Here is a 17,815-nt window from a genome sequence, read left to right as displayed (position 1 = left end):
GGCCCCCTCGTACGTCTGTCACACGCCCGCCGACTTGCGGCTGGTCACGGCGGTGAACGACGACAGCCGCTTCTCGACCTCGTCCTTCCGGTGGCACTCCGGGCACTCGGCCACCCCGGCGTCGTGCTCCGACACGTGCATGACGGCCGTGAACGGCTTCTGGCACCGCCGGCAATAGAACTCGTAGACGGGCATCCCTCCACCTCCGGGCCGATGATCGAGAGCCCTCCCCGCACGTCGCCATCCCCTCCTCGGGGCGCGGGGCGCCGCGCCGCGCCCGTGGCGCCGCAGGCGTGCGGAGCGTACAAACGGAAGCAGGCCTCGGGTCGCGAGCTTCGATGTCGTAACCGAGGCATCCGAGCGATCGCGCTTTGGCCGCCTCCGAGGAGGTAGATCCCGGCGTATGCTCGCGATGACCGTCGAACGCCCCGGCGCGCCGCTCGCCGCGCGCGACCTCCCCGTCCCGGAGCCGGGGCCGGACGACGTCCTCGTCCGTGTCCTCGCCTGCGGCGTGTGCCGGACGGACCTCCACGTCGCCGACGGCGACCTGCCGTCGCTCGGCCGTCCGGTGGTCCCCGGGCACGAGATCGTGGGCGAGATCGTCCGGTGCGGAGCCCGGATCACCGGCCGTGCGCCGGGCGACCGGGTCGGCATCCCCTGGCTCGGGTGGACCTGCGGCCGGTGCGCGTACTGCCGCTCGGGGCGGGAGAACCTCTGCCCCTCCGCGCGGTTCACCGGCTACCACCGCGACGGCGGCTTCGCGGAGTACGCCGCCGCCGACGCGCGGTACGCCTTCCCCCTGCCCCGCGCGCTCGACCCCGTGGCCTCCGCTCCCCTCCTCTGCGCCGGGCTGATCGGCTACCGCGCGTGGCGGATGGCCGGCGACGCCCGCCGGCTCGGCGTATACGGGTTCGGCGCGGCCGGCCACCTCGTCGCTCAGATGGCGCGCGACGCCGGGCAGCAGGTGTTCGCGTTCGTCCGGCCGGGTGACCGGGAGGCCGAAGCCTTCGCCCGCGGTCTGGGCGCGACCTGGGCCGGTCCGTCGGACGCGCTCCCGCCCGCCCCCCTCGACGCCGCGATCCTGTTCGCGCCGGTCGGCGCCCTCGTCCCGGCCGCGCTCCGCGCCGTCGGCCCCGGCGGGACGGTGGTCTGCGGCGGGATCCACATGAGCGACCTCCCCTCCATGCCGTACGCCCTGCTCTGGGGCGAGCGGGTGCTCCGCTCGGTCGCGAACCTCACCCGCGCCGACGGCGAGGCGCTGCTGGCCCTCGCGCCGCGCGTGCCCCTCCGCTCCACGGTCAGGCCCTACCCGCTCCGGGAGGCGAACGCCGCGCTCGACGACCTGCGCGCCGGCCGGCTCGAGGGGGCGGCGGTGCTCGTGCCCTGATCGCACCGCGGGGGGATGGCGCCATGGCCGGGCGGAAGAGAGAGGTCCTCGAGATCGCCGGGCGCGCGGTCCCGATCTCGAACCCGGACAAGCTCTACTTCCCCGCTGCGGGGATCACGAAGCTCGACCTGGTGCGGTACTACCTCGCGGTCGCCGAGGGCGCCCTGCGCGGCGTCCGCGATCGGCCGATGGCGCTCAAGCGGTACGTCGAAGGAGCGGAGGGGGAGTTCTTCTTCCAGAAGCGCGCGCCGGCGTCGCGGCCGCCCTGGGTGGACGTGGTCGAGCTGCGCTTCCCCTCCGGCCGCACCGCGCAGGAGGTCGTGGTGCGCGACGCCGCCCAGCTCGCCTGGGTGGTGAACCTCGGGTGCATCGACCTGAACCCGCACCCGGTCCGCGCCGGCGATCTCGAGCACCCGGACGAGCTGCGCGTGGATCTGGATCCGGTGCCCGGGGTCGGCTGGGACGACCTCCGCCGCGTGGCGCTCCTCGCGGGCGCGGTGCTGCGCGAGCACGGCCTCGTCGGCTGGCCGAAGACGAGCGGATCGCGGGGGCTCCACGTCTACGCCCGGATCGCCCCGCGATGGACGTTCCGCGAGGTCCGCGCGGCGGCGCTGGCGCTCGCGCGCGAGGTCGAGCGGCGCGCGCCGGCGCTCGCGACGAGCCGCTGGTGGAAGGAGGAGCGGCACGGCGTGTTCGTCGACTACAACCAGAACGCCCGGGACCGGACCGTGGCGTCCGCCTACTCCGTGCGCCCCACGCCGGACGCCCGCGTGTCCGCGCCGCTCACATGGGCGGAGGTGCCGGACTGCGATCCGGCGGACTTCACCGTCCGCACCGTCCCGGCGCGGTTCGAGCGCCTCGGCGACCCGGCCTCCGGCATCGACGAGGCCGTCGGCTCGCTCGACGCGCTGCTCGAGCTCTCCGCGCGGCAGCGCGCGGCCGGGCTCGGCGAGGCCCCCTGGCCGCCGCACCACCCCCGGACCCCCGACGAGCCCCCACGCGCCCCGCCCTCGCGACGCCGCGGCGCCCGCCGGCAGCCCCAAGGGTAGGCCGCCGGCCCTCCGGCGCGCGGCGGCGTGGGTTGCGCGAGGGTCCTCCCCCGCGAAGATCACTCGTGATGGCCGGAGCGCCGGAGCGACTGCTCGTCCGCGCGAGGACGTTCTTCGCGGTGCAGGTCTGGGAGGTGCCGCCCGCGGGCGCGTCGCGCCTCCGGGCGCCGCTCTACCGCGCGAGCCGGATCGCCTACTCCACCGTCCGAGGGTTCTTCGACCACCGGCTGACGGTGCGAGCCGCGGCGCTCACGTACTACAGCGTCCTCTCGGTGGTGCCCTTCCTCGCCTTCGCGTTCTCCGTCCTGAAGGGGTTCGGCGCCTACCGGGCCTTCGTGCAGGACACGGTCCGGCCGTACCTCGACGAGACGTTCGCGCCGAGCCCGGCCCTCCGCCAGGCGATCGACCGCATCCTCGCCTTCGTGGACACCACCGACTTCTCGCGCGTCGGGGCGATCGGGCTCGTCGCCCTCGTCTACACCAGCATCTCGCTCGTCTCGAGCGTGGAGGCCGCGCTCAACGAGGCGTTCGGGGTGAGGACCACCCGCCCCTTCCTGCGACAGGTGACCGACTACGTGACGCTGCTCGTCACCGCGCCGCTCCTCGTGTTCGCGGCGACGGCGACGTCCGCCGCGGCGCAGAGCTCGAGGCTGGTGGCGTTCCTGCGGGAGCGGCTCGCGCTCGGCCAGGTGATCGACGTGGCGCTCGGGATCACGCCGATCGCGGTGGTGGCCCTGGCCCTCTTCGCGATGTACGTCATCCTCCCGAACGTGCGGATGCGCCCCGGCTCGGCGCTCGCCGGCGCGGTCCTGGCCGCGCTCGCGTGGGAGGGCGCCCTCGTCGTGCAGGTGCAGCTCCAGATCGGCGTCGCCAGCTACAACGCGATCTACTCCGTGCTGGGCGCGATCCCGATCTTCCTGGTCTGGACCTACGCCTCCTGGCTCATCGTGCTCCTCGGCGCGGAGGTCGCCGCGAGCCACCAGAACGACGCCGCCGCGCGGGTCCGGCTCGCCGCGAGCCACGCGGACGCGGCGCTCCGGGAGGCCCTCGCCCTCGCGGCGACCGCGCGGATCGCCCGCGACTTCCTCGACGGCGGACCACGCCGGGGGTCGTCGGAGCTCGCGGCGCTGCTCGACGTGCCGCAGCCGATCGCGGACGAGGTGCTCGACGCCCTCGTGCGCGCCGGCGTGCTGGCGCGGACGCTGTCGGAGCGCGGGATCGCCTTCGTGCCCGGGCGCGACCTCGACGACCTCCGCGCCAGCGACGTCCGGGAGGCGGTCCGCCGGGATCCGCGCGCGGACGAGGTGCGGCGCGGGCTCGAGCGAGGCATGGGGCCGGATCTGCAGCGCCTGCTGCGCGCGGAGGAGGAGGAGCGCCGGAGCTCGCCGCACGACCTCACGCTCCGCGAGCTCGCGGCGCTCTCCCGCGACGAGCGCGCGGCGCCGGGCCCGCGCGCCCCGGCGCCGCCCCGTCCCGCGGGCGTGCACCGGGAGCCGGTGGTCGACGGCAAACAACCCGATCTCCATTGAGGCGACACTCACTCGCTTTGAGCTGCTGCGGCGCAGGCTGCCTGCCTGCGCGTGACAGGCTCCTTCCTGCGCTGCTCGACGTGCCTTCCAGGCCTCAGTATTCGTCACATCCTCGTGCGACGAGGGACCTTGCAGGCGAGCGGTCCGGGACGATGAGCGGTCTGGGCTCGGGAAGATGGAAAGGGCCGGGGCGCCGCAGTGCGTGGGAACCGCCTGCGCAAGATCGGCCCCGAAGAGACCCGCGTTTCACCTGTAGCGCTACGAGCCGTCGAAGGCACCGTGGCGCCGAATCGCCCGTCGCGCTGCCGCTTGTTCGCGACGCGGCCGATGGGTTCACGGTGAGCGTTGGGCCGCAGGCCCTTTCGCGGGAACCCCAGTTTCACCATTCGGCGGTTGACGCGTTTTTCGGTCGGTGACGCTTCGCGAGCCCGGCCCCGTCCGAGAAGGCCTCTCTCGCAGCGTCGAGCCGCTCCGGGACGGCAGGCTCTGCTTCACCAGCGTGGTCGAGCTCGCGAAGGTCCTCACCCCGGAGAACCGCGACGAGGTGCTTCCCCGGTTCTTCCACCGCTCGAAGCGCGAGGCGCAGGAGGTCGTGGCGGAGCTCAAGCCGGTCGAGGCACCGGCGCGCCGCGAGGTCGTCACGGCGGTGCGCAGTCCGGCTCCTTCGGCGGCGGCCGTGCTGGAGCTTCCGGTCGCGGCAACCGACGCGATCGTGCCGGCGAAGCCGCCCGAGGGCGCCGCGCCGTGCGGTTGGCCAGCAGAACACCTCGATGCCAACTCTCCGCGCGTCGCGGCGCACGCCCCATCTTCCCGCAAGGCCCGCGCCGAATCGGTCGAGCCGCTCAGCGCCGACCTCCGGCGGCTTCACTTCAACGTCTCCCGCCGCTTCCTCGAGAAACTCGAGGCGGCGCGGGATGCGCTCTCCCACTCCCATCCCGGCGCCAGCATCGAGGAGATCCTCGAGGCCGGCCTCGACCTTCTCCTCGCCCGGCACGCGAAGCGGAAGGGGCTCGTGCAGAAGCCACTCGCGGAGCGCAGGCCCTCGAAGCCGGATCACATACCTGCCGAGGTGAAGCGCGCCGTCTGGCTCCGCGACGGCGGCCGCTGCCAGTCCCCCCCCGCTCCGGCGGCATCTGCGGCTCGACCTACCAGCTCGAGTTCGAGCACCGCAAAGCCCAGGCCCTGGGTGGCCCGCCGACGGTCAAGAACATTCAACTCCTCTGCCGGGCCCATAACCAGCTCGCCGCTCGAAAGGTCTTCGGGGACGCCTTGATGGACCGCTATACGCGCCGGTCGAACGGTGAGCTCTTCGACTCCGCACCTGATGGGCGAGCGGGAACGCAGCCGCGGTGCGCAGTGAAGAAGAAGCGCTCGGGGTGAGCGGACAGCCTCCGGCCCTCGGGCGACGGTGACAGGGACCAGCGTGCGGGCATCGTGCCTGCTCAGCCCCACCGCCCCCGCGGCGGCGACCGAGAGCCGTGGCGAGCGGCTCATCACGCCGTTGCAGCACGGGCTTCTTCGGGGCCGATCTTTTCACTCCGGTTCCCGCCCGCGGGCGGCGCCCCGGCCTCCACCTCCTTCCCGAGCCAACCCCACGCTGCCGTGCAGGCGCGTTCGCACCTGCGGCCCCCAGCACGAAACACCTCGCAGAGCGAAGGCGGAGGCGGGCCGGGAGTGCTCTGGCCTTCCAGGCACGCCCTCGCTGCTCGGTCATCGTGTGCCCCCCGCTCGGCGACGGCATCGTGTGCCTCGCGACGCTCCATGCGAACAGGTGTGCCATCAGCCCATCGGTGAACGTGCCGACCCGGCCCGGATCGGCTATTGGGAGACCCATGAGCGAACCGACCGCCACCGCTGCCGCCGTAGCGCCCCGCGTACTCGTCCGCGCGAGCGAGCGCGGCCCGGACCTCCCGAGCGGCCACCCGTACAACCCGCGCTCCGAGGTGCACGGCTGGCTCCTCTCGCGCATGGCCGGGCTCGGGCGCATCGCGGTGAACCTCGTGTGGCTTCCGCCCGGGAAGGAGTCCGCCGTCTACCACGTGCACCACCGCGAGGAGGAGTGGCTCCTCGTGCTCGACGGGCGGGGCGTCGCGGAGGTCGGGGACGGCGAGCACGCGATCGGGCCCGGGGACTTCCTCGGCTTCCCGCCCGGCGTGGCGCACCATCTCCGCAACGACTCCGGCGCGAACCTGACGTGCCTCGTCGGCGGCGAGATCATCCCCGACGTGGACGTCGCCGACTTCCCGCGGCTGGGGCGGCGGCTGGTGCGGATCGGGCGCCGCGTCGCGGTGTACCCGCTCGACGCGGAGGTGCCGCTCCTCCCGGAGGGGGCCGAGCTCCCCGAGGCGCTCGGCGGCGCGACGCCACCCGGCCCGCCGCCGCGCGTGCTGGTGCGCTCCGCGGATCGAGGCGAGCCCCGCGTGTACCACCACCCGGAGAACCCGCGCTCGGAGGTGCACCTCACGCCGCTCTCGCGGCCTGCCGGGTTGAAGCGGGTCGCCGTCGGGATCACCCGCGTCCCGGCGGGCAAGGAGTCGTACGTGCAGCACGTGCACCTGCACGACGAGGAGTGGATGTACGTCCTCTCCGGGCGCGCGATCGCCGAGATCGGCGACGCCGAGACGGAGATCGGCCCGGGCGACTTCCTGGGGTTCCCGGCGAGCGGCCCGCCGCACCACGTCCGCGCCGCGCCGGGCGAGGACCTCGTCTACGCGCAGGGCGGCGACGCGTGGTCGCGCCACACCATCGAGATCGTGGACTACCCGCGCCTGCGGCGGCGGAAGACCTTCGTCGGCACCCGGAGCGCGATGACCTTCCCGCTCGACGCGGCGCTGGACGCGCCCAGGTAGCCGGGTACCGAGGTCGAGCACGCGCCCCCGGGCGGCGCCTACGCGACGGTGCGCTCGGGGTCGCTCTCGTTGGGCGGCCAGCCGTCGAGATCCGGCGGCGCCTGCCCGACGGCGGCGAGGAACCGCTCCTCGACCGGCGTCTTGAGGATGAGCCGCGTGCCTCGCCTGAAGGTGAGGTAGTGCCAGAGCCACTGGAACATCACCGCGGCGCGGTTCCGGAAGTCCACGAGGAACCAGATGTGGATGAACAGCCACGCGGCCCAGGCGAGGACGCCGGACATCCGGATCCGCCAGAACCCGGCCACGGCGCGCCCGCGGCCGACCGTCGCCATCACCCCTTTGTCGAAGTAGACGAACGGCGTGCGCGGGCGGCCCCGGAGCGTCGCCACGAGGTTCCTCGCCGCGTGCCTCCCCTGCTGGATCGCCGCCGGCGCGACGCCCGGGATCGGGGCGCCGTCCTTCTTCCGCGCCGCGGCGAGATCGCCGACGACGTAGATCTCCTCGTGGCCGGGGACGGTCAGGTCCGCGTTCACCACCACGCGCCCCGCGCCGTCCAGCGGCACGCCGAGCGTCCGCGCGAGGGGCGCGCCGGCGACGCCCGCCGCCCAGAGCACGGTGCGCGCGGCGACCCGCTCCTCGCCGATCTGGACGCCGCGCGGGTCCACCCCGGTCACGCGCTTCCCGGTCCACACGTGCACGCCGAGCCGCTCGAGATCGCGCTGCGCCGCGGCGGACAGCGCCGGCGGCAGCGCCTGCAGCACGCGGTCCGCGCCCTCGACCAGGATCACGCGGGCCCGCTCCGTCGAGACGGTCCGGAAGTCGCGGGGGATCGTGAAGCGCGCGATCTCGGCGAGCGCCCCCGCGAGCTCGACGCCGGTCGGGCCGCCGCCCACCACCACGAACGTGAGCAGCGCCTCGCGCCGCTGGCGGTCCGGGTCGGCCTCGGCCCGCTCGAAGGCGGTGAGCACGCGGCGCCGGATCTCCTCGGCGTCCTCGAGCGTCTTGAGCCCGGGCGCGAACCGGCTCCACTCGTCGTGCCCGAAGTAGGAGTGCGTCGCGCCGGCCGCGAGCACGAGGTAGTCGTAGTCGAGGGCGAGCCCGTCGCCGAGGCGCAGCCGCCTCGCGTCCACGTCCACCGCGACCGCCTCGGAGAGGAGCACCCGCGCGTTCCGCTGCCGGGACAGGACGTGACGGATGGGCTCCGCGATGTCCGCCGGGTTGAGCGCCGCGGTGGCGACCTGGTACAGCAGCGGCTGGAAGAGGTGGTGATTCCGCCGGTCCACCAGCGTGACGCGCACCGGCGCCCTCGCCAGCCCCCGGGCGGCGTACAGCCCGGCGAACCCGCCACCGACCACCACCACGTGTGGCGGCGCACCCCCGTCCTGTCGCGCTTCCAAGGCCGCTTCCTTTCCTCCGCAGCGGCGGCGCGCTCGCGCCGGCAGCGCTGCGAGGGACTCGTCTACACCGGGAACCGGCCCGAAGTCCACCGGCGAAGTCCACATTGGCGGCGCCGGCCGCGACAGCGCGCATCCCCCGCTCGGGCGCGCTGCGCGGTCCAGCGCGACGACGTCTCAGGCGCCGAGGGCCTCCCCGCTCACTCGCCGGCAAGCCGCGCCAGCTCGCGCTCGAGCAGGTCCGGGCGGAAGGGCTTGCTGAACACGCTCTCCACCTGCGGCGGCGGCTGCTCGTCGAGGTACGCGCTCGCGACGATCACCTTGCGGTCGCGGTGCTTCGGCGAGGCGCGCAGCCAGGTGAGGAAGGCCCGCCCGTCCATCCGGGGCATGGTGAGATCGAGGAGGATCACGTCGGGGGCGAGCCCCGCCTCGAGGAGGTCCACCGCGTCCCGCCCGTCGGCCGCCTGCGAGACCTGGTAGTTGCGGCTCTCGAGCCAGCGCGCGATGAGCTCGCGCAGGTCGTGCTCGTCCTCCACCACGAGCACGCGGACGCGCGGATCGAGGCGCCGCTCGCGATCCACGGACACGGGCTCCGGCTCCTCGGCTCCGGTCGCTGGCGACTGATCGTCGGGCACGGTACGCCAACATGTTGGCGGATCCCTCACGGCGCAAGGACGGCGGGCGATCGTCCAGGCGCCCAGCCGGGTGCCATCGGCACCCGGGCGGGGACAGGGCCGGGCGGCCGCGACTGGCGGCGCCCTCGCCCCCATCGCGCGCGATCACGCGGTCCAGGCGAGCGTGAACAGCGCGCCGTCGTCGTCGCTCGAGGCGAGCGCGGCCCGACCGGCCGGGCCGGCGAGCGCCAGCACGGCCTCGAACACGGCCACGAACTGGCGGAGCACGAGGCCGTGGAACAGATGCGCGGGGAAGGAGAGCTGCACGACGGCGTGGCCCGGGCTGCTTTCGAGCACGGAGATCGCCGAGCCACGGTGGAAGAGCCCCCACCGCTCCGCGGCGCTCCGCACGAGGGCGTCCGGCGAACCGGTGACGACGCCGCGGAAGACGGTGGTGAACATGCTCACGTTCAGCGCGCGCATCCACGACAGGTACGCCTCGTCGGTCATGAGGTGCACGTCGGCGATGGCGAGGAGCACGCACGCGAGCGAGACGTCCGGGATCCAGTCGCCGTCGAGCGGCGGACAGATGACGAGCTGGGCCGCCGTGGGCGGCAGCGCGGCCAAATGCCGCCGCGAGAGCGGCGCGGACTCGAGCGCGCGCCGGAGCATCGCCCCCTTCGCGAGGCACTCCGGGTACGAGGAGACGCCCGCCGGGAGCTTCGCGAGGTACGCGCCGACCCGCGGGAGCGGGACCGCCGGATCGGTCGGATGGTGGTTCACGGACGGACATGGTATCCCTCCGGACCACCGGCCGCGAGTCCGCGTCCCGCGCCCCTTCGGCCTTCAGCGTTGCGGGGGCCGCTCCTCGCGCGCCGTCGTCCGCTGCTGCATGCTCCGCGCGAACTCCTCACCGGCGCGCCTCATCTCCTCGCGCGTCAGCTCCTTCCGGCGCGTCGCGAACGACCAGAGGTAGCCGTACGGGTCGGCGACGGCGGCGCAGCGGTCGCCCCAGAACATGTCCGAAGGCTTCATCGTCTCCTTCGCCCCCGCCGCGATCGCCTGCTCGAAGGCGGCGTCGGCGTCGGGCACGTACAGCCACATGGACACCGGGACGGGGGCGTCCACGGTGGGCGCGCGCTGGCCCGCACCGGGCATCTCGTCGTTCATGAAGATCGTCGAGTCCCCGATGCGCAGCTCGGCGTGCCAGACGCTCTTCCCGTCCGGCGCCATCATGCGCGAGACCTCCTTCGCGCCGAGCGCGCGCTCGTAGAACGCGATCGCGCTGGCGCAGTCGCGGACGACGAGGTTCGGGGTGAGCGTGTGCATCCCCTTCGGGATCGGGCTGACGCGGGCCATGGCAGCTCCTCCGTGCGTGACAGGCCGACCTCGTAGCGGCGATCCCGGCTCCGGGTCGAGGCCCGGATGGATCGCAAGCGCTCGTTGACCTCGCGTTTCGCGCTCGCCGGCGATCCGCCGGGCCCGGCCCCGCACGGCCCGCCGGCGGCCGCGCCCGCTCGCGACGGCCGCCGGGGCGCCGGCCGTGCGGCCGAGGGGGCGAGCGGGTGTGCACCCCGAAACGTCGGTCCCCAAAAGATTCGTTCCAACGTGCGCGAAAACGCGCGGACTGGACGGCGGTCGCTTCACGGAGGCGCGTCCATGACCCTCTCGCGACGGCAGTTCCTCAAGCTCACGGCGTCCGGCGTCGGCGCGACGAGCCTCGGCGCGCTCGGGTTCGCGCCCGGCCGTGCCCTCGCCGACGTCCGCAACTTCAAGCTCGCGTCCGCCACGCAGACGCGGAACACCTGCCCGTACTGCTCGGTGGGCTGCGGCATCATCATGTACGGCCTCGGCGACCGCTCGAAGAACGCGCGCCTGCGCCTCGTGCACATCGAGGGCGATCCCGATCACCCGGTGAACCGCGGCACGCTCTGCCCCAAGGGCGCGAGCCTGCTCGACTTCGTGAACAGCCCGGACCGGCTCAAGTTCCCTGAGTACCGCGCGCCCGGCACGAGCCAGTGGCAGCGGGTCACCTGGGACTGGGCGCTCGATCGGATCGCGCGGCTCCTGAAGGAGGACCGCGACAAGAACTTCACCGTGAGGAATGCCGCCGGGCTGCCAGTGAACCGGTGGACCACGGTGGGCATGCTCGCCGCGAGCGCCGCGTCGAACGAGGTCGGCTACCTCACGCACAAGATCTTCCGCGCGATGGGGATGACCGCGATCGACAACCAGGCCCGGGTTTGACACGGCCCCACGGTGGCCGGTCTGGCCCCCACCTTCGGCCGTGGCGCGATGACGAACCACTGGACCGACATCAAGAACGCGAACGTCATCGTCGTGATGGGCGGGAACCCCGCCGAGGCGCACCCGTGCGGCTTCAAGTGGGTGACCGAGGCGAAGGCGCACAACAAGGCGCGGCTGATCGTCATCGACCCGCGCTTCACCCGCACCGCCGCGGTCGCGGATCAGTACGTGCCGATCCGCCCCGGGACGGACATCGCCTTCCTGGGCGGCGTCATCAACTACCTCGTCTCGAACGACGCCATCCAGCACGCGTACGTGAGGGCTTACACCAACGCTCCGTTCATCGTGCGCCAGGACTACGCGTTCGACGACGGCATCTTCTCGGGCTACGACGAGGCCTCCCGCAAGTACGACCGGAGCTCCTGGGTGTACGAGCTCGGCCCGGACGGCTACGCGAAGGTCGATCCCACGCTCCAGGATCCGCGCTGCGTCTACCAGCTCCTCAAGAAGCACTACTCCCGCTACACGCCCGAGATGGTGTCGTCGATCACGGGCGCGCCGAAGGAGGACTTCCTCGCGGCCTGCAAGACGATCGCGTCCACCGCGACGCCGGACCGGACCATGACGAGCCTCTACGCGCTCGGCTGGACCCAGCACACCGTGGGCTCGCAGAACATCCGCGCGATGGCCGTCGTCCAGCTCCTGCTCGGCAACATGGGGATGGCCGGCGGCGGCGTGAACGCGCTCCGCGGGCACTCGAACATCCAGGGGCTCACCGACGTGGGCGTCCTCTCCGACCTGCTGCCCGGCTACCTCACGATGCCGCAGGAGAAGGACAAGGACCTCGACACCTACCTCGCCCCGCGCACGCTCAAGCCGCTGCGCCCGGGCCAGCTGAGCTACTGGCAGAACTACCCCAAGTTCTTCGTGTCCCTGCAGAAGGCGTGGTGGGGCGACGCCGCGACGAAGGAGAACGGGTTCGCCTACGAGTACCTGCCGAAGCTCGACCGGCTCTACGACATCCTCACCGTGTTCGAGCTCATGCACCAGGGGAAGGTGAACGGGTACATCTGCCAGGGCTTCAACCCGCTCGCCGCCGCGCCGAACAAGGCGAAGAGCTCCGAGGCGCTCTCGAAGCTGAAGTTCCTCGTGGTGATCGACCCGCTCGTCACGGAGACCTCCAACTTCTGGCGCAACGCCGGCGAGCACAACCCGGTGGATCCCGCGCGGATCGAGACGGAGGTCTTCCGCCTGCCGTCGAGCTGCTTCGCGGAGGAGGACGGCTCGCTCACCAACTCGAGCCGCTGGCTCCAGTGGCACTTCAAGGGCGCCGAGCCGCCCGGCGAGGGGAAGACCGACCTCGAGATCCTCGGCGAGCTCTTCGACCGCGTCCGCGCGCTGTACGCGAAGGACGGCGGGGCGTTCCCCGACCCCATCGTCCGGCTCGCCTGGCCGTACGTCCTCCCGCGAGCGCCGTCGCCGGAGGAGATCGCGCGCGAGTACAACGGCAGGGCGCTGGCCGACCTGCCGGATCCGAAGGACCGGACGAAGATCGCGGTGAAGCGCGGCGAGCAGCTCACGACGTTCGCCCAGCTCGCCGACGACGGCTCCACCGCGGCGGGCTGCTGGATCTACACCGGCAGCTTCACCGACAAGAACAACATGGCGCGGCGGGAGACCGACGATCCGAGCGGGCTCGGGCTCGCCCCCGGCTGGGCGTGGGCGTGGCCGCTCAACCGGCGGATCCTCTACAACGCCGCGTCGTGCGATCCGACGGGGAAGCCCTGGGATCCGCGGCGCGCGGTGGTCCGCTGGAACGGCGAGAAGTGGGTCGGCCCGGACGTGCCCGACTTCAAGCTCGACCAGCCGCCGGAGTCCGGGATGGCGCCGTTCATCATGAACGCGGAGGGCGTGGGGCGCATCTTCGCGCTGGACAAGATGGCGGAGGGGCCGCTCCCCGAGCACTACGAGCCGTTCGAGAGCCCGATCGGCAAGAACCCCCTGCACCAGCGCCCCGTCGCGAGCACCAACCCCGCCGCCCGGATCTTCCCGGACGACCGGGCCGCGCTCGGCACCGCGGACAAGTTCCCGCACGCCGCGACCACGTACCGGCTCACCGAGCACTTCCACTTCTGGACCAAGCACGCGCGGATCCCGGCGGTGCTCCAGCCCGAGCAGTTCGTGGAGATCGGCGAGGCGCTCGCGCGGGAGAAGGGGATCCGCCAGGGCGAGCGGATCAAGGTCCGCTCGAACCGCGGCGAGATCATCGCGAAGGCGCTGGTGACGAAGCGGCTCCGGCCGCTCACGGTGGCGGGCCGGACCGTGCACACGGTGGGGATCCCGATCCACTGGGGCTTCGAGGGGCTCACCCACCCCGGGTACCTCGCGAACACGCTCACCCCGGTCGTGGGCGACGCCAACGTGCAGACCCCGGAGTTCAAGGCGTTCATCGTGACCGTCGAGAAGCTCGGGGTCGCGTGAGGAGGCGGCCATGGCGCTCGAATCGCTGGACATCCGCCGCCGCTCCGCGAGCCAGACCTCGCCACCTCGGGTCCGCAGGCGCGCCGAGGTCGCGAAGCTCATCGACATCTCGCGGTGCATCGGCTGCAAGGCCTGTCAGGCCGCCTGCATGGAGTGGAACGACGTCCGCGACGACATCGGCGCGCTCGGCGGCAGCTCCTACGACAACCCCATCGACCTCACCGACCGCTCCTGGACGGTGATGCGGTTCTACGAGGAGGAGGTCGGCGACCGCGGCCTGCAGTGGCTCATCGTGAAGGACGGCTGCCTCCACTGCGCCGATCCCGGGTGCCTCAAGGCCTGCCCCGCCCCCGGCGCGATCGTCCAGTACTCCAACGGCATCGTGGACTTCCAGCAGGACAACTGCATCGGCTGCGGCTACTGCCAGACCGGGTGTCCGTTCGACATCCCGCGCTACGGCGTCACCGACGGGAAGGCCTACAAGTGCACGCTCTGCTCCGACCGCGTCGCGGTGGGGCTCGAGCCCGCGTGCATCAAGACCTGCCCCACGCAGGCGCTCAGCTTCGGGACGAAGGAGGACATGATCGACATCGCGAACGGCCGCGTCGTCGAGCTCCGGGAGCGCGGCTTCGACCAGGCGGCCGTCTACGATCCGCAGGGCGTGAGCGGGACGCACGTGGTGTACGTGATGCCGCACGGGGACCCGGCGCTGTACCGGATGCCGCGGGAGGCGAGCATCTCGCCCCTCGTCAGGCTCTGGCGCAGCAGCTTCGCCCGGTCGCTCGGCGTGGTCACCATGGTGGCGGTGGTGATCGCCGGGTTCTTCCACTGGATGAAGGTCGGCCCCGTTGATCCGGACGCGCCAGACGCGCCGGACGCGCGGCCGCCGCGCGAGGGGGAGTAGGCCATGGCGAACGAGACCCTGCGGCCGGCGACGCCCGAGGAGCGTCGCCGTGGCTTCGCGACGACGCGCCCACCGGACGCGGTGCAGCGCTACTCGACGGGCGAGCGGCTCACGCACTGGGCGGTGGCGCTCGCGTACGTCGTGCTGTTCCTGTCCGGGCTCGCGCTGTTCCACCCGTTCTTCTACTGGCTCTCGCTCGGGTTCGGGACCCCCACGTTCATGCGGATCCTGCACCCGTTCGTCGGCGTCGCGCTCGCGGTGCTGTTCGCCGCCTACGCCGCGCGGCTCTGGCGCGAGAACCTGCTCCTCCCGAGCGATCGCGCCTGGATGCGGGGGGCGCTCGGGTACGTGAACGGGAGGGAAGAGACGCCGGTGGAGGGCAAGTACAACGCCGGGCAGAAGGCGATGTACTGGTCGATGATCGTGATGATCCTCGGCCTGCTCGTGACCGGGATCCTCGTCTGGCGGCCCTACTTCGCCCCCTCCGTCCCGCTCCTCGGCCGGCGCATCGCGATGGTGATCCACGCGATCTTCGCGTTCATCATGTTCGTCGGGATCGGCATCCACATCTACGCGGCGATCTGGACGCGGGGCTCGGTGCGGGCCATGACGCGGGGCTGGGTCACGCGGCGGTGGGCCCGCTACCACCACCCGGGCTGGTACGACCGGATGTCGCGCCGGGAGCCGGTGCGGTGAGCCCCGCGCCGCTCCCGATCGCCCCGGGCGACGCGCTGGCGCCGCTGCGCCTGCCGGTGCCCGAGCGCGTCTTTCGCGATCGCGCGACCCGCCTCGACGCGCTCGCGCCGGATCACCCCGCCGGCGATTGGCTGCGGTTCCTCGCGCGGCTGGCGCGCGGGCAGGATCGCGCCGTCCGGGAGCTCCGCGCCCCCACGCCCCCGCGGGCCGGCGGCGGACCGCCGCTCGCGGGCGCGCTCGCCGCCTCCGCCCGGTCCTGGCGCGCGGCGCTCGAGGTGGTGCTCGCCGCCGCGCGGGACGGCCCCCTCCCCGGGCCCGCGCGCGCCGCGGTGGAGCGCCTCGAGGCCGCCGCGCCCGACGCGCTCGAGGCGCTCGCGGCCCAGGTGCCGGGCGGCGCGCCGGAGGATCTCGCCGCCGCGCCCGTCGTGGGCGCGGCGCTGCAGGTCCACCGCGCGCGCCTCGCCGCGCGCGTGGACCCGGGGGCGGTCTCGCCGGGCGCGGGGAGCTGCCCGGTCTGCGGCGGCCTCCCCGCCGCGAGCGTGGTGCTCGGGGACGCGCGGGCGCGCTACCTCTCGTGCGGCCTGTGCGGCGCGGAGTGGAACCTGCCGCGCGTGCAGTGCCCCGTCTGCCGCGACGCGAGCCGGCTCTCGTACCTCGCGATCGAGGGCGGTCGCCCCGGCGTCGCCGCCGAGACCTGCGACCGGTGCCGCGCGTACCTCAAGATCTTCGATCTCGCCGAGGCGCCCGGCGCCGACGCGATCGCCGACGACGCGGCCACGCTCGTGCTCGATCTGCTGGTGGGCGAGCGCGGGTTCCTGCGCGCCGGCGTGAACCCGCTCGCGCCCGGCGGCGAGCGGGCCTGGACGGCCTGACGCGGGATCCGCCGTGCCGGAGCGCGGGCGCCGGCGAGCGCTCGAAGGAAGGGGCTCGGCGCGATGGCGGGGCCGGGCCGGATCCCCGGCGCGGCCCCGCCTCCGATTCACCGGCCGATCCGCACGTGCTTCGCGTGGATCTCGTCGGCCTCGATCCACCTTGCGTGGATCTCCCGCGCGTAGATCGTGTCGGCCTCGACCTCGCGATCCTCGATGTCATCCTCGTCGTGCATCTTCGGCGGCTTGCCATGGAGCTTCAGGACCGCCCCGACCCGCCCGTCACGGGCGTGGACCTCGGTCGCGTAGATCACGTGAGCCCGGACCGTCTCGGCGTGGATCTCGCCAGCCCGCACGACCTCCGGGACCGGCGGCGGCCTGCGCACCGGGACGGGGCGCGGAGGAGGCGGGGGCGGCGGGGGCGGCTGCGGCGCGACGGCCACCGTCTCCCAGTGTCCACGCTCGAGGTACCAGCCCCCCTGGCCCGGGACCCACCGCGCCGGGACCCACCGCGCCGCCGGCTGCGGCGCGACGACGTACGAGCCCGGGACCCAGACGTACCGGCCGCCCTGGAACGTCCAATAGCCGCTGGTCCAGACGTGCCGCGGCGAGGGAGCGGGCGGCGGCGCCTCCTCGATCGGCGCCGGGGGAGCGACCTCGACGCGGAGGGAGGGCGCTTGGATCCCGATCCGCACCTGGGCGAGGACCGAGGCGGGGAGGAGCAACGTGAGGAGGAGGAAGAGGCGCGAGGGTCGCGAAGGCATGAAGTCTCCAGATGAGGTGCGGGCGTGCGAGCCCGCGGTACCCTACGTCAGGGACGCAAGCTCGTCTCGCTTCATTCACCTCGGACACGCACGTCGAGCGCGAGTGCGCCACGCGCCGACATCGGGCCACACGCGCGCCGTCGCGCGACCGCGGTCCGACGGTCAGGCACGGAGGAACACGTCGCGCTCGACGGCCGCCCCGGGGTTCAGGCGCGCGTACACGTCGAGGAGGGTCTCCACGGCGTGGCGGCCGCGCTCGCCCAGGCTCACGGAGAAGTCGTTCACGTAGAGATCGACGTGCTGGCGCATCACCGCCTCGTCCATCTCCTGGGCGTGCCGCTTCACGTAGTCGGTGATGAGCGGGTACGCCCCGAGGGCGTGCTCGGCGCTCTTCCGGACGAGCGCCTCGACCTGGCGCGCGAGCTCCGGGGCGAGGGTGCGGCGCGCGACGATGCCGCCGAGCGGGATCGGCGCGCCGGTCCGGCGCTCCCAGTGTTCGCCGAGGTCGAGCAGCTTCGCGAGCCCCTTCCGCTGGTAGGTGAAGCGCCCCTCGTGGATGATCACGCCCGCGTCCACGTCACCGCGGGCCACCGCCGCCTCGATCTCGGAGAAGATCACGAACTGCTTCCGCGTCGCCCCCGGGTAGGCGAGCGAGAAGAGCAGGTGGGCCGTGGTCTGCCGCCCGGGGATCGCGACCGTCATCGTCTCCGGTCGGAACTCCTGGACCGCCGGCCGCGCGACGAGCAGCGGCCCCACGCCCTGCCCGAGCGCGCCGCCCGAGCTCAGCAGCGCGTACGTGCGCGCCACCGCCGGCAGCACTCCGTAGCTGATCTTGCTGACGTCGAGCCGGCCCTCGAGCGCCCACTCGTTCAGCGTCTGCACGTCCTCGAGCACCACGTCGAACCGGAGGTCCCCGGTGTCGAGCCTCCCGTTCACGAGGGCATCGAAGATGAAGGTGTCGTTCGGGCAGGGGGAGAAGCCGAGCGTCAGGGTCGTCGTCACGCTGAATCCCTACACCGCGGCACGATCCCG

At 73.3% G+C, this 17,815-nt stretch carries 16 protein-coding genes; 9 read left to right on the top strand and 7 right to left on the bottom strand.

The window, feature by feature from the left end:
* Positions 1-18: 18 nt before the first annotated feature.
* Positions 19-195: an FmdB family zinc ribbon protein gene (locus MNZ27_RS06065; RefSeq protein WP_242393147.1), complete on the bottom strand. Its 177-nt coding sequence runs from the start codon at positions 193-195 to the stop codon at positions 19-21.
* Positions 196-403: 208 nt separating this feature from the next.
* Here MNZ27_RS06065 and MNZ27_RS06060 point away from each other — a divergent pair, with 208 nt between their 5' ends.
* From MNZ27_RS06060 to MNZ27_RS06040, 5 genes are all read left to right on the top strand, one after another.
* Entirely contained in the window at positions 404-1,387 is a 984-nt protein-coding gene (locus MNZ27_RS06060; protein WP_242393146.1) for a zinc-dependent alcohol dehydrogenase family protein, read from the top strand.
* Between the two features lie 23 nt (positions 1,388-1,410).
* Positions 1,411-2,436 (top strand): DNA polymerase domain-containing protein, encoded by a 1,026-nt coding sequence (locus MNZ27_RS06055; protein WP_242393145.1) that lies wholly within the window; start codon positions 1,411-1,413, stop codon positions 2,434-2,436.
* A 68-nt stretch (positions 2,437-2,504) separates the two neighbouring features.
* Positions 2,505-3,965: a YihY/virulence factor BrkB family protein gene (locus MNZ27_RS06050; RefSeq protein ID WP_242393144.1), complete on the top strand. Its 1,461-nt coding sequence runs from the start codon at positions 2,505-2,507 to the stop codon at positions 3,963-3,965.
* 412 nt (positions 3,966-4,377) lie between these two features.
* The gene (locus MNZ27_RS06045) at positions 4,378-5,238 is read left to right on the top strand and encodes a hypothetical protein (protein ID WP_242393143.1); all 861 of its coding nucleotides are present in this window, start codon (positions 4,378-4,380) and stop codon (positions 5,236-5,238) included.
* 559 nt (positions 5,239-5,797) lie between these two features.
* Positions 5,798-6,814, top strand: coding sequence for a cupin domain-containing protein (locus MNZ27_RS06040; protein ID WP_242393142.1), 1,017 nt, complete (start codon positions 5,798-5,800; stop codon positions 6,812-6,814).
* Positions 6,815-6,852: 38 nt separating this feature from the next.
* Here the strand turns inward: MNZ27_RS06040 and MNZ27_RS06035 are convergent, their stop codons facing one another.
* From MNZ27_RS06035 to MNZ27_RS06020, 4 genes are all read right to left on the bottom strand, one after another.
* Positions 6,853-8,211: an NAD(P)/FAD-dependent oxidoreductase gene (locus MNZ27_RS06035; RefSeq protein ID WP_242393141.1), complete on the bottom strand. Its 1,359-nt coding sequence runs from the start codon at positions 8,209-8,211 to the stop codon at positions 6,853-6,855.
* A 197-nt stretch (positions 8,212-8,408) separates the two neighbouring features.
* Positions 8,409-8,795, bottom strand: a complete 387-nt coding sequence (locus tag MNZ27_RS06030; protein ID WP_242393140.1) for a response regulator — start codon at positions 8,793-8,795, stop codon at positions 8,409-8,411.
* A 192-nt stretch (positions 8,796-8,987) separates the two neighbouring features.
* Complete coding sequence (locus MNZ27_RS06025; RefSeq protein WP_242393139.1) at positions 8,988-9,605, bottom strand: hypothetical protein; 618 nt, start codon at positions 9,603-9,605, stop codon at positions 8,988-8,990.
* A gap of 63 nt (positions 9,606-9,668) precedes the next feature.
* Positions 9,669-10,181, bottom strand: a complete 513-nt coding sequence (locus MNZ27_RS06020; protein WP_242393138.1) for a VOC family protein — start codon at positions 10,179-10,181, stop codon at positions 9,669-9,671.
* 300 nt (positions 10,182-10,481) lie between these two features.
* Here MNZ27_RS06020 and fdnG point away from each other — a divergent pair, with 300 nt between their 5' ends.
* The 4 genes from fdnG to fdhE are packed head-to-tail and all read left to right on the top strand — an operon-like array spanning position 10,482 to position 16,022.
* Complete coding sequence (gene fdnG, locus MNZ27_RS06015) at positions 10,482-13,550, top strand: formate dehydrogenase-N subunit alpha (protein WP_242393137.1); 3,069 nt, start codon at positions 10,482-10,484, stop codon at positions 13,548-13,550.
* 10 nt (positions 13,551-13,560) lie between these two features.
* Positions 13,561-14,454, top strand: coding sequence for a formate dehydrogenase subunit beta (gene fdxH / locus MNZ27_RS06010; protein WP_242393136.1), 894 nt, complete (start codon positions 13,561-13,563; stop codon positions 14,452-14,454).
* Positions 14,455-14,457: 3 nt separating this feature from the next.
* A complete protein-coding gene (locus MNZ27_RS06005) occupies positions 14,458-15,150 on the top strand; it encodes a formate dehydrogenase subunit gamma (protein ID WP_242393135.1) in 693 nt (230 codons plus the stop codon).
* On the top strand, positions 15,147-16,022 hold the full coding sequence (gene fdhE / locus MNZ27_RS06000; protein ID WP_242393134.1) for a formate dehydrogenase accessory protein FdhE: 876 nt from the start codon (positions 15,147-15,149) through the stop codon (positions 16,020-16,022). The genes MNZ27_RS06005 and fdhE overlap by 4 nt, the downstream gene beginning before the upstream one ends.
* A 107-nt stretch (positions 16,023-16,129) precedes the next feature.
* Here the strand turns inward: fdhE and MNZ27_RS05995 are convergent, their stop codons facing one another.
* Positions 16,130-16,783, bottom strand: coding sequence for a hypothetical protein (locus MNZ27_RS05995; protein WP_242393133.1), 654 nt, complete (start codon positions 16,781-16,783; stop codon positions 16,130-16,132).
* A 162-nt stretch (positions 16,784-16,945) separates the two neighbouring features.
* Complete coding sequence (locus MNZ27_RS05990) at positions 16,946-17,785, bottom strand: 1,4-dihydroxy-6-naphthoate synthase (RefSeq protein ID WP_242393132.1); 840 nt, start codon at positions 17,783-17,785, stop codon at positions 16,946-16,948.
* Positions 17,786-17,815: the final 30 nt, after the last annotated feature.

The sequence above is a fragment of the Anaeromyxobacter oryzisoli genome (assembly GCF_022690765.1).
In the GTDB taxonomy this organism is placed as follows: domain Bacteria; phylum Myxococcota; class Myxococcia; order Myxococcales; family Anaeromyxobacteraceae; genus Anaeromyxobacter; species Anaeromyxobacter oryzisoli.
The sequence above is the reverse complement of the archived record's forward strand: the minus strand, read 5'-3'. Positions and strand labels throughout refer to the sequence as shown.